The 11,265-nt window shown below is 47.0% G+C and carries 12 protein-coding genes; 5 read left to right on the forward strand and 7 right to left on the reverse strand.

Going from position 1 to position 11,265, the window contains the following annotated elements; translation table 11 throughout:
• Positions 1 to 162 precede the first annotated feature (162 nt).
• On the forward strand, positions 163 to 1,116 hold the full coding sequence (locus H1R82_RS09970) for a class I SAM-dependent methyltransferase (protein ID WP_181732533.1): 954 nt from the start codon (positions 163 to 165) through the stop codon (positions 1,114 to 1,116).
• Positions 1,117 to 1,167: 51 nt separating this feature from the next.
• On the opposite strand, the gene H1R82_RS09975 is transcribed toward H1R82_RS09970, so the two are convergent.
• From H1R82_RS09975 to H1R82_RS09990, 4 genes are all read right to left on the reverse strand, one after another.
• The gene (locus H1R82_RS09975; protein WP_181732534.1) at positions 1,168 to 1,968 is read right to left on the reverse strand and encodes a polysaccharide deacetylase family protein; all 801 of its coding nucleotides are present in this window, start codon (positions 1,966 to 1,968) and stop codon (positions 1,168 to 1,170) included.
• A 163-nt stretch (positions 1,969 to 2,131) separates the two neighbouring features.
• On the reverse strand, positions 2,132 to 2,878 hold the full coding sequence (locus H1R82_RS09980) for a M15 family metallopeptidase (RefSeq protein ID WP_181732535.1): 747 nt from the start codon (positions 2,876 to 2,878) through the stop codon (positions 2,132 to 2,134).
• Between the two features lie 199 nt (positions 2,879 to 3,077).
• Positions 3,078 to 3,899: a hypothetical protein gene (locus tag H1R82_RS09985; RefSeq protein ID WP_181732536.1), complete on the reverse strand. Its 822-nt coding sequence runs from the start codon at positions 3,897 to 3,899 to the stop codon at positions 3,078 to 3,080.
• Positions 3,900 to 4,050: 151 nt separating this feature from the next.
• Positions 4,051 to 5,520 carry a catalase gene (locus H1R82_RS09990; protein ID WP_181732537.1) on the reverse strand — a complete coding sequence of 490 codons (1,470 nt, stop codon included), beginning with the start codon at positions 5,518 to 5,520 and terminating at the stop codon, positions 4,051 to 4,053.
• A gap of 330 nt (positions 5,521 to 5,850) precedes the next feature.
• On the opposite strand from H1R82_RS09990, the gene H1R82_RS09995 reads away from it, so the two are divergent.
• The gene (locus H1R82_RS09995) at positions 5,851 to 6,459 is read left to right on the forward strand and encodes a DedA family protein (protein ID WP_181732538.1); all 609 of its coding nucleotides are present in this window, start codon (positions 5,851 to 5,853) and stop codon (positions 6,457 to 6,459) included.
• A 30-nt stretch (positions 6,460 to 6,489) separates the two neighbouring features.
• On the opposite strand, the gene H1R82_RS10000 is transcribed toward H1R82_RS09995, so the two are convergent.
• Positions 6,490 to 7,350, reverse strand: coding sequence for a tyrosine-type recombinase/integrase (locus H1R82_RS10000; protein ID WP_181732539.1), 861 nt, complete (start codon positions 7,348 to 7,350; stop codon positions 6,490 to 6,492).
• 111 nt (positions 7,351 to 7,461) lie between these two features.
• Between H1R82_RS10000 and H1R82_RS10005 the strand changes: the two genes are divergently transcribed.
• Positions 7,462 to 8,064, forward strand: a complete 603-nt coding sequence (locus H1R82_RS10005; protein ID WP_181732540.1) for a YczE/YyaS/YitT family protein — start codon at positions 7,462 to 7,464, stop codon at positions 8,062 to 8,064.
• Here the strand turns inward: H1R82_RS10005 and H1R82_RS10010 are convergent.
• On the reverse strand, positions 7,999 to 8,535 hold the full coding sequence (locus tag H1R82_RS10010; RefSeq protein ID WP_181732541.1) for a hypothetical protein: 537 nt from the start codon (positions 8,533 to 8,535) through the stop codon (positions 7,999 to 8,001). The genes H1R82_RS10005 and H1R82_RS10010 overlap by 66 nt on opposite strands.
• Positions 8,536 to 8,785: 250 nt before the next feature.
• Here H1R82_RS10010 and H1R82_RS10015 point away from each other — a divergent pair, with 250 nt between their 5' ends.
• Complete coding sequence (locus H1R82_RS10015; RefSeq protein WP_181732542.1) at positions 8,786 to 10,111, forward strand: 6-phospho-beta-glucosidase; 1,326 nt, start codon at positions 8,786 to 8,788, stop codon at positions 10,109 to 10,111.
• Between the two features lie 50 nt (positions 10,112 to 10,161).
• On the opposite strand, the gene H1R82_RS10020 is transcribed toward H1R82_RS10015, so the two are convergent.
• Complete coding sequence (locus tag H1R82_RS10020; RefSeq protein ID WP_131470847.1) at positions 10,162 to 10,446, reverse strand: hypothetical protein; 285 nt, start codon at positions 10,444 to 10,446, stop codon at positions 10,162 to 10,164.
• Positions 10,447 to 10,652: 206 nt separating this feature from the next.
• On the opposite strand from H1R82_RS10020, the gene H1R82_RS10025 reads away from it, so the two are divergent.
• Positions 10,653 to 11,018: a hypothetical protein gene (locus H1R82_RS10025; RefSeq protein WP_181732543.1), complete on the forward strand. Its 366-nt coding sequence runs from the start codon at positions 10,653 to 10,655 to the stop codon at positions 11,016 to 11,018.
• Positions 11,019 to 11,265 lie beyond the last annotated feature (247 nt).

The raw sequence follows: 11,265 nt of genomic DNA on the forward strand, positions 1-11,265 counted from the left end.
CTACCGCAATAATTAAATTTTTATAAATCCGTTAAATAGATAAAAAATAGACTTAATCACAATTGCATTAACAGTATGACGGGCATTCTTAAAATTTGATTCAATGATTTCAAGAATACAAATCAATATACATTTTAATAAAGGTGACAGGGAGCGACATAAATGAATGAAAAAATCAATATCCGGCAATTCAAGCGTGCGAGTAAAACGGCCGAGTTTGCCGCTTTGTTCCGCACATTGGAATACACTTTTCCCAAAGAACGGCGTCTGGTAGAAGATCGGTTTGCATTTCATTTTTTAAGCCGGCCACTGAAATTCATTGCGGCATTGGCCCGCATTCCGGTTGCCGGCTGGTGGATTCTTGAACTGATTGATCACGTTGAACCCGGAGCAAGGGCTTCCGGCGTAGCCCGAACCCGGCTCATTGATGACCATTTGATCTATGCTTTGTCCCGGGGAATATCACAAGTGGTGATCCTCGGTTCCGGATACGATTCCCGCCCTTACCGCATCCCGGAATGCCGGAAAACCCGGGTGTTTGAAGTGGATCAAGCAGGCATTTTGCGTTTGAAAAGGACAAAACTGGATCGCCTTCTTCACCGGTTCCCTGGGAATGTCTCTTTTGTTAAAACCGATCTGAACATTGAAAAGATCAACGAAACATTGCGGCAACACGGGTTCAACAAAAACAAGCCCGCTTTTTTTATCTGGGAAGGTGTCACCCAATATCTGACCCGCCGCGCAGTGGACCAAACCATGGATTTTATCAGCGGGACGGCACCCGGCAGCTTTCTGCTTTTCACCTATGTCCATAAAAAAGCGATTGACCAATGGCTGAACGGGCCGAAAGCTAACTGGATCCGCCGTTGGGTCAAGCAAATGGGGGAACCGTGGATCTTTGGTTTTGATCCCAAAGAACTCCCGGATTACTTGAACCGTTACGGGCTGGAATTGGTGGAAGACGTGGACTCCAAAACGTTCCGGCAGCGTTATATGAATCCCAGAAGTCCCCACATCGAAGAATACCGGTTTTACCGGGCGGCTCTGGCCCGCGTCAAAAGCGAAGAACAACCCCGGATCCGATTCTTTCGATCTTTTTTTCGCCAAATGGAATAAAAAAAGAAACCAATGCCTACAATGATATTTAAAGAGGCACTGGTTTCCCGCTTAATCCTGATGGTACGCAGGAATATCCAAAAGTTCATTCACGGTGACAAACTGGTAGCCTTCTTTCTTTAACTGTTGAATCAGCCGGGGGAGGGCTTGAACCGTTGCCGAACGATTGCCTCCCCCGCTGTGCTGAAGGACAATGCTGCCGGGTAATGCATGTTGGACCACATTTTGATAAATCCGGTCCGGTGTCTGTCCCGGTTTCCAGTCCAGTGTGTCGATATCCCATTGAATGACGGAAATCCCCATTTGATGGATCAATTTTTCTTTTCCTTTGACAGCCCCGTATGGCGGTCGCAGCATCGCCATTTTTTTGCCTGTCAGCTTTTCCACGATTTGATAGGTTTTGGTGATTTCCTGCCGTACTTTCGCATCATTCTCCTTCACCAAATTTGGATGGCTCCAGGTATGACTGGCAATCACATGCCCTTCATTCACAATCCTTTTGACCACTTCCGGATGGCGCGGCACTTGATTGCCGATCACGAAAAATGTGGCAGACACCTGCTGTTGCTTTAAAATGTCCAGAACCTGACCGGTATATGTAGCATCCGGTCCGTCATCAAAAGTGAGCGCAATTTTTTTCTCTTTGGTCGGGCTCTGGTAATAAGTGGCAGCCGGTTTCGCGCGATAATAAAAAGAAGGGACAGGTGCCCTCTCCGCAAGTTGATCCGGCATGGCAAGCGTTTTTTCGTTCAATGCATCCGGCTGTTCTTCCGGATTTGCAGCAAACAAAGTCGTGCCTGCACAACCGCTGAGCAAAATAAAACTTGACAATACAAAGATTAACTTTCTCATCGATGAACTTCCTACTCTATTTTTCTATATAGTAAGCGATCCTATAATTAAATCTATGCTATCTGTGAATCTAAATTCAAGCGATGATCCATGGAAATATTTGATGATCATGTGAACCTTTCGCATTACAGCGACACCATACTTACGATCGTTGATCCTTATGTCATTTCAAAGAAAAATATTCCTCCATGACCAGTCCTTTTTCATTCAACTCTTTGGCCAATTCTTTGCCCACATACCGAATGTGCCACGGTTCATAAGCATAACCGGTCACGTCTTCTTTTCCTTTGGGATACCGGATGATAAAGCCGTGCTCCGCTGCATGATCGGCAAGCCAGCGACCAGCCTTGGTTTCTCCGAATGATTCAATCAACTGGTAATTGACAATGGAACTGGAAACGTCCATCGCCAGTCCGGTCTGATGTTCACTGTGTCCCGGCCGGGCATTATACTTCGACGTATTGGCCATTCCCTTGCGTTGCAAAGCAGACTGATATGTCGCTTGTTGTCGCTCATAAGAACGGTAACCGGATACGGCAACCAAATCAACCCCGTCTTTTTCAGCCGCCTTGAACAATTCCGCCAAGGCTTCTGCCGCTTCTTTTCGCATCAGTTTCTTTTCAGCAGTGCCTTCAAAAGAAAAGGTCACATCCGGTTCAACCAAATCCGGGGGAACATAATCCGCCGGAAGTTCTCTCTTTTTATTCACCACCACCGTGAGCGAATCCGGCGAGTCAATATCCCATTTTTCCTGCGGCGGCACCGGTTTGGGTTTTACCTGTGTCACCTTTTCCTGTTTGGGTTCTATATTTTTGGCATCAGCCGGCACGTCTGTCTGCGTACAGCCGGCCAATAGCACAGTGCCTGCAATCAGTGGAATCGAAATGGATTTGAAAAACATTTTTTTCATTGGTCCTGCCTCCAGTGTACTATCCGTCCAAGCGGACGCGTCAACGGATAAACCATTGAACTTCTTCCTATCATTATATCGTTAATCCGGTTGTATGTGCGAGAATCTCTTCGTTGTTCGAAAAAATATCAGCCTTTTTTGCCATTATTTAACACCGGTTCAAGTTGCAACCGGTATCCTGCTTCATTGTTGCTATGTATTATGAATTGAAAAAACCTCCTGCAAACAACACGATGGTATCCAGGATATTGAGCCCGATCAAGATCCAAGCCCCGGTCTTCTTCTTTTTCAATATCAGCGATATAATGGCCCACAAACAGGAAGCAATGCCGAAAGGCACCCAAAGAAACATAAAAAGGAGAGCCACCGTGATCCCCGAACTGAGATCAGGCATCAAAAGAATCATATTGTACGTCACCACACATTTGGCAAAAAGCATCATGGCTGACATCACGTTGTACCCGTTGATTTTTTTCAATGTTTTTTTCCACTTGCGGCCCTCTTCTTCCGGGAGGGGGTCTTCTTCCGGGACTTCATCTCCTGACTCCTCTTGATTGATCAGATTCAGATACTGCAGATAGAAAACCCCCAGAAAAAAGGCCAACAGATAGGTGGCGATTTGATTGGTCAGATCGGTGTCTTTCCCCTCATGCTCCAAAAACATCCCCCGCAAATAAACGGGGATGATCCGGTTGATAACAAACAAAATACAGAGAATCGTCCAAGCCAGTTCAAGATAAAGCATTGAAAATTCATAGGAAAACTCAAATCCTGTCAACCCCAGGAGCAACCAGCCAAAGCTCATCGCAAAATCAAGCAACGCGGCAATCCATATATACCAAAACGGAAAACGCTTTTGGGTGTTTAGATGCTGAATCGCTTTTTTTCTGCTCAAATACCAGTAATAACCATAAAACCACCGTGTCACCACTTGCAAAAGAATCATTGCCACAACCGGCATTTTTTTAAATCCGGCTGCCCGGTATATTTTTTTCAGTCCGGCATGTTCAATGGCTTCCAAATTAAAATCTCCTTTCCAGAATTTATAATTCTATTCATTTATCTTATCATAAAACTGTTTCACAAGAATTATCGCAATCCCCGGAATAAAACATTAAAAAAGGCTGTTGACTTTTAATCAGCCAACAGCCTTTCAGCCTGCTCATACGGGATTATGATTGAAACTTCCCGAGGACGTCATTGATATTGACTCCCAACGCATCCGCCAAACGTGTGCCGTATTCTTCATCCGCACGATAGAAGTTGTAGATCGCCCGTTGTTTCGTCTCTTCATGCACTTCTTTCAAATCATTGGTCAGGTTTTTGATCAAATTGTCCTGCTCTTCTTTTGTAAATGAACGGTAGCGTTCGCCTGCCTGCTTATAGTCGAGGGTTTTATAGATTTTATTCCGTCCGGCGTTTCCTTCCAGCGGGGTTTCGCTTTCCAGGTATGCCGGATCTTCTTTCGGACGGTCGTCATAGCGGTTGGGTTCATAGTTAACGGTCGGGACATCTTTCTTCATTTGCATGGGTCCATCCGTTTGATAGTTATTCACCGGAGCAATCGGCCGGTTGATCGGGAGATGCAGGTAGTTGGCCCCCAAACGGTGACGTTGCGTGTCCGGATAAGAAAACAACCGTCCTTGCAACAATTTGTCTTCTGACGGTTCAATTCCCGGAACCAGCGCACTCGGGGAAAAGGCCGCTTGCTCGACTTCGGCAAAGAAGTTTTGCGGGTTGCGGTTCAAAGTCATACGGCCGACCAATTGCCACGGATACTCGTCTTCCGGCCAGATTTTGGTTGCATCCAGCGGATCGAAATCGAATTTATCCATGTCTTCCGGCGGCATGATTTGAACATAAAGATCCCATTCGGGATAGTTTCCTTTTGCAATATTTTCAAACAGATCGCGTGTGGCATGGTTTGCGTCTTTTCCTTGGATTTCCATTGCTTCTTCCGCGGTCAAATTTTTGACACCCTGGAGGGGTTTCCAGTAATATTTAACATATACGACTTTACCTTCTTGATTTACCCATTTAAACGCATGTACACTAAACCCTTCCATTTGCCGGTAGTTCGCGGGAGTTCCGTAATCGGAAAACAGCCATGTCATCATATGTGTGGATTCCGGACTCAGTGTCATGAAATCCCAATACCGGTCCGGCGACTGGATATTGGTATCGGGAGCCGGTTTCAGCGAATGAACCATATCCGGGAATTTGATGGCATCGCGAATAAAGAATACCGGCAAATGGTTCCCCACCAAATCATAGTTTCCTTCCTCAGTATAAAACTTCGTTGCAAAACCGCGCGGATCCCGGGCCGTTTCCGGCGAACCTTTGGAATTGATCACGGTTGAGAAACGGACAAACACCGGTGTTTCTTTCCCCACTTCTTGCAAGAAAGCCGCCTTCGTATATTCTTTCATGCTGTTGATCACACGAAACACGCCGTGTGCGCCGGCGCCTCTCGGGTGAACCACCCTTTCCGGAATGCGTTCACGGTCAAAGTGCGCCAGTTTTTCGATCAAATGATAATCTTCCAACAGGGTGGGACCACGCCGGCCTGCGGTGCGGGAATTTTGGTTGTCGCCAACCGGAGCCCCCTGGTTCGTGGTTAAACGTTTTTTGGATTGATCCATCTGTTTATCGACCCCTTTTTCAAGGTGATTATTATTATCATTCTTTATTAATAATAATTATAATCTAGAAAAAATGCAATGGGTTCCCCGGAAAAAGATTTGACAGAAAAAAAACGATCCCGTCAGGGATCGCTTTCATGAATCCGGGGAACATCTCTTCTTTCTCTCTGATAATAATATTCGCAAACCGGCCTCCGTTTACGGTCTCCGAAACAAAAAAATCATGAATCTGTTTCATTTCTTTTAATAATCAGCTATAAAAATAGCAATGAACACGCTATACTTATGTGGGAATAATCATGGAAATGGATGAGGAGTTGAAACACGCAAATGGAGAACTGGATTATTGAATTCATGGAAAAATTCGGATATTTTGGCGTCTTTTTAATGATTGCTTTGGAAAATATTTTCCCTCCCATCCCTTCTGAAGTGGTTCTCACCTTTGGCGGGTTTATGACCACCAAATCGGATTTAACCGTTTTCGGCGTGGTGGTTGCAGCCACACTGGGAGCCGTTGTCGGGGCCGTCATTTTGTATTTGATCGGTTTATTGTTGAACGTGAACCAACTGGAAAAGATCATTGACCGTTGGGGACATATCCTGAAAATTAAGAAAGAAGACATCCATAAGGCGGATCGTTGGTTTGAACGTTATGGCGTATGGACCGTCTTCTTTTGCCGCATGGTCCCGATTGTTCGCAGCCTGATCTCCGTTCCGGCCGGCATGGCCCGCATGAACATGGTTTTATTTTTGATTTTCACCACCATCGGAACCCTGATCTGGAACACCATTCTGGTCAGCTTGGGAGCCGCCTTCGGTGAAGCCTGGACCACGGTGTTGGATTATATGAGCGTTTACTCCAACGTTTTCTACGTCATTTTCGCCGTTTTGTTCGTTTTGGTGATCGCTTGGTACGTCAAAAAACGCAAAGCTTATTAAACAAACAAAAGGTAGGGAAAAGGATCTTCCCTACTTTTTGTTTGTTGCCAAATATCTTTTGGTCGTCTCCATGCTCTGGTGCCCGGCCAAACGGCAAACGGTTTTCAGATCGGCTCCAGCTTCGATTAACCGGCGGCAAAAGGTGTGCCTTAAGGTATGGGGCGAATATGCTTTTAACCCGATCTCCTTCAGATATTTTTTCACCAGGTAATGAACCCCCTGCCTGGACATTTTTGCCCCGCTTTGGGTGCAAACCACCGGCCCTTTGTTTCCCCCTTCTTTCCGCCAGTCATTCAACGCCCGGTAAAGACGTTGCGTGATCGGAATCCTTCGTTTTCCCTGTTCGTTTTTCACTAAAATTTCGTGATCTTCCCACAATATTTGGTCCCAATCCATCCGGATCAGCTCAGAAACCGTGCAACCTGCATCCAGCATCAACAACAACAGGCACCGGTTCCTTGATCGTTTCCAATCATTTTTCTCCATCTCCACCTGAATCAGCAACCGCTTCTCTTCCTCTTTGTCCAACCAGGAGTGGGGAGGCAAAACGGTTGGGGAAGAAGGCGTTTTCCAATCAATCTCCAGTAACGGATTGGTTCCCGCCAGGTTTTTTTCGATCAAGAAGTCCCAAAAAGATTTTAATGAAGCCATATATTTATGAACCGTGGCGATCGAAAGCTTTCTTTGCGTTAACAATTCCTGTTGAAAAGCGATGATATGAGAGCTCAACACTTGGGTGGGCAAGGCCAATGAAGGATATTTTTGCTGAAACCACGCCGCGAACATCAACACCGTCATCACATATTCATCAATCGTCCGCTGCCTTCTTCCCGTGTCAACCAACCACTTCACAAACTCATCCACAAAATCTGAAAAACTGCTGAAATCCACAAAATCACACCTCCCTTGGTGTCTCCCATTATAAGGCATCCGGATCGGTTGGCAAATTGTTGGAAGTTAAAACATATAAATAAGCAAAAACGGACAAGGTTGGTTTCGCTGATGTACAAGTTTATCATGCGCACGCTTTGCTACCCTGCCGGTTTAATCATCAAATCGCTGGGCATCACGCTGATGATCGGTTCCCGGGCGGGGACGGATGCCTGGAACGGATTATATGTGGGAATGAGTGATCAGTTTGGATTCACTGTCGGAACATGGGTGATTCTCATCGGAATGCTGATCATTTTGCTGAATGCCGGTTTAAAAAAGGGAAAGCCGGACCTCTTTTCATTGCTGACGGTGCTCATCCTCGGAACCTGCATCGATTTTTGGTTGAACATCCTTTCCTTTTATCCGGTCAATCGCTTGGAGCAAATGCTCACGTTTTGGGCCGGACTGATTTGCACCTGTTTTGGCATTTCGGTCTATGTACAAGGAAAATTTGCGCTGACCCCGTGTGACGATCTGATGTACGTTCTGTGCCGGCGGTTCGGGCTGAGCCTGGCTGTATCCAAAACCCTCACGGATGGCTGCGCGCTCGTTTTCGCATTGATGCTTCACGGGCCGATTTCGGTCGGAACCGTCATCTTCACCTTTTTAAGCGGCCCTTTGGTGCAGTTTTTTGCCCCCAAAATCGATGGATTGTTGAAACAGGTAAAATAATCCACCCTGCGATGCCCGGGATGGATCATTGTCCGGAGGTGCCAACGCTTTGATCTCCAGTTTTTTTCCGACCCGGAATACCAGGCGGGTCCCATCCGGATATTGGCTCAATTGTTCTTGGATCCAGTTTTCCACCACCCGGTTGTTGTCACTGGGAACATAATCCACATACGAACCGGCTCCGCCCTCCTTGCAGACATGAAGCGGCCACTCCACCCGGTCATAACCATCTTTTACGGGATGGTTTTTAAAAGCGGCTTCCCTCCGGGCTTCGGCATTGGCCCGGTCGAGGGTGCAAACATGGATCTTGGTAGTCCGGAAAGCATTCCGGAAAAACCTGGCCCTCTCAGCAAACGTCTTGTCCAAATAAAAAACGGCCCCTTTGCTGAAATCAGCACTCTGGTTTTCCCCGCTTGCCGAACATCCCGTAACCAGCCAAATCAAACTGAACATCACACTCCAAAAGCGCATCGGTTTCCTCCTTTATGGCAAAACAATTTCCGGAATTAACACATGTTTTCCATTTTTAATATGGACGGATCCCTCCCTTTTTATAAGCGCCATTTGCCAAGCGAAAGTTGGTATGCCCGCCATCAAAGCCTGACCAATATCTTTGCCATCCGGATCACTCTTTTGGTTCCCGACCTTCAGATCCTATATAATGAATAATAGGAATGTTTTTATAAATATCCAACCGAATTCATCCGGAGGTGTCGTTTCCATGACCCGAAAACATGGATTAAAAATTGTCGCCATCGGCGGCGGGTCCAGCTATACGCCGGAACTGGTCGAAGGATTCATCAAAAGATACGACCATCTGCCTGTCCGGGAATTGTGGCTGGTCGATATTCCCGAGGGAAAAGAAAAATTAAACATTGTCGGGAATCTGGCCAAACGCATGGTGAACAAAGCCGGACTACCCATCCGCATTCATCTCACGTTAGACCGGCAGCAAGCGCTTCAAGGTGCGGATTTCGTCATCACCCAGTTCCGGGTCGGAGGCCTTCGCGCCCGGGCATTGGATGAAAAGATCCCTCTTCGATACGGTGTGATCGGACAGGAAACCAACGGGCCGGGCGGCCTTTTCAAAGGACTTCGCACCATCCCCGTCATCCTGGATATCTGCAAAGAGATGGAAACCCTTTGTCCCGATGCCTGGCTGATCAATTTCACCAATCCGGCCGGCATGGTCACGGAAGCCATCCTCCGATACAGCCCGCTTACCAAAGTGGCCGGCCTTTGCAACATTCCCGTCGGAATGAAAATGAGCGTGGCCCAAATGCTTCAGGTCGAGCCGGAGCGGATTCATATCGACTTTGCCGGATTAAACCACATGGTCTTCGGGCTCAACGTTTATCTCGACGGGCAAAACATCACCGGACAAATCATTGACCGGATCGCCCAAGGAGACACCTCCGGCATCCGTGCCAAAAACATTATTGACTTGGGCTGGGAAAAAGAGTTTATCAAAGCGTTGGGCATCCTTCCTTGTCCGTATCACCGGTACTACTTCCAAACGGAAAAAATGCTGGCCGAAGAACAAGAGCAAGCGCGAAAAACCGGAACCCGCGCCGAAGTGGTGCAAAAAGTGGAAGCTGAACTGTTTGAAAAATACAAAGACCCAAAGCTCGCCGCCAAACCGCCCGAACTGGAACAACGCGGCGGCGCTTACTACAGTGATGCCGCCTGCAACCTGATCGACTCCATTTATCATGACCGCAAAGACATCCAAACCGTCAATGTAAAAAATCAAGGCGCCATCGCCAGCATCCCCCACGATTCCGCCGTCGAAATCAACTGCGTCATCACCGCAAGCGGCCCCAAACCCATCGCCATCGGAGACCTGCCCATCCCCGTCAGAGGCCTCGTCCAACAGATTAAATCCTTCGAACGGGTTGCCGCCGAAGCCGCCGTAACCGGCAACTACCATACCGCCCTGCTTGCCATGACCATCAATCCGCTCGTCCCTTCCGACTCCGCCGCCAAAAAAATCCTGGATGAAATGCTGAAAGCCCACCAAAAATATCTGCCGCAATTTCAACAATAAAAAAGGCGGGGATTCATTCCCCGTCCCAACCATAAAATTAGAGAACCGGATTAAACACAACGCACCGAAATCAGCGTATTTCGGCGAACTCTCCGGACAATCGTTCTCCGGATGCGCCGCCCTCTGCAGACAAAAATAAAGGTTTGTCTGTGCCGGCCCCGGCCGCAGATGACCACCAAAACTTCACCGGGGCGCAAAAAAAAGCGGCGAATGCGCACCACTCTTCTTCCGCAGCGCACAATTCTTCTCTCTCCCCGGCGGAGAACGAAAATTCTCCTTGCCTGTGCCGCAGTGACCCCATGATCTTGGCCAAGGTGGATTCCAAACTCTGTCATCCTATCCCTCCTTTTTACAAAGCTAAATTATTCTATGAATTTCCCTGCAATTGGTCTAAACCAAGAACCAAATTTCATGAAATTAAACTTCTTCTTGATTCCCCCTGTCATTTGCTTTGCATGCAGATGCAAAATTGCTCTTGACACTCTGAAACAAAAGGATCATCATGACCGTGCGAAGAAAAAACAGGGAGAGGAGACAAAACATGGATAATGTACCTGCCAGCGTGATAACCGAATCCATCCAATCCTTTCAATCCACCATCCGCAAATCGGAGAATGCCTTGGATCAGATGACGCAAAAAGGCGCAAACACCTTCCTCATCCGGAAAAGGCTCAAAGCCTTTCACATCGGCTTGGCCATGCTGGAATACGCCTGGTATCAAAGGCCTCATCCTTTCACATCTGAAGAGCTGACCGAAGCCCGCCAAATTCTTACCGAGTTACTCCCTTCCATTGAAAAGATTTACGCAAAGTCAAAAGAAGGAAGTCCGCAAAAAACACTTTTGGAAAGAAGAATCCAAGCGTTCAACCTGGCCATTCAAGCAATTGACGATTCAGCGAAAAAGTAAAGGACAGGCCGGCCGCCGTGCGGTCTTCCTGCCCTTTCTTTTTAATGTTGAATGACCTTTTTATTTGGATCCAAATCGAGATGATCGAGATCCACCATTTGAATTTCCTGTGGCAAAGTATATGTGTATAACAAAATATTCACTCTCTTCGGCACCCTCAAGTGACTTAGCCATAAAATTGGGGATGAGCCAATATCATTCTGCTCATCCCCGTTTCCCTATTCTTTGATGACTGTCTTATATTGAT

Source organism: Thermoactinomyces intermedius (genome assembly GCF_013912365.1).
GTDB lineage: Bacteria > Bacillota > Bacilli > Thermoactinomycetales > Thermoactinomycetaceae > Thermoactinomyces > Thermoactinomyces intermedius.

Coding starts and splice junctions, on each gene's coding strand:
- H1R82_RS09970 (WP_181732533.1), top strand. CDS start 163: ATGAATGAAAAAATCAATATCCGGCAATTCAAGCGTGCGAGTAAAACG.
- H1R82_RS09975 (WP_181732534.1), bottom strand. CDS start 1,968: ATGAGAAAGTTAATCTTTGTATTGTCAAGTTTTATTTTGCTCAGCGGT.
- H1R82_RS09980 (WP_181732535.1), bottom strand. CDS start 2,878: ATGAAAAAAATGTTTTTCAAATCCATTTCGATTCCACTGATTGCAGGC.
- H1R82_RS09990 (WP_181732537.1), bottom strand. CDS start 5,520: ATGGATCAATCCAAAAAACGTTTAACCACGAACCAGGGGGCTCCGGTT.
- H1R82_RS09995 (WP_181732538.1), top strand. CDS start 5,851: ATGGAGAACTGGATTATTGAATTCATGGAAAAATTCGGATATTTTGGC.
- H1R82_RS10005 (WP_181732540.1), top strand. CDS start 7,462: ATGTACAAGTTTATCATGCGCACGCTTTGCTACCCTGCCGGTTTAATC.
- H1R82_RS10010 (WP_181732541.1), bottom strand. CDS start 8,535: ATGCGCTTTTGGAGTGTGATGTTCAGTTTGATTTGGCTGGTTACGGGA.
- H1R82_RS10015 (WP_181732542.1), top strand. CDS start 8,786: ATGACCCGAAAACATGGATTAAAAATTGTCGCCATCGGCGGCGGGTCC.
- H1R82_RS10020 (WP_131470847.1), bottom strand. CDS start 10,446: ATGACAGAGTTTGGAATCCACCTTGGCCAAGATCATGGGGTCACTGCG.
- H1R82_RS10025 (WP_181732543.1), top strand. CDS start 10,653: ATGGATAATGTACCTGCCAGCGTGATAACCGAATCCATCCAATCCTTT.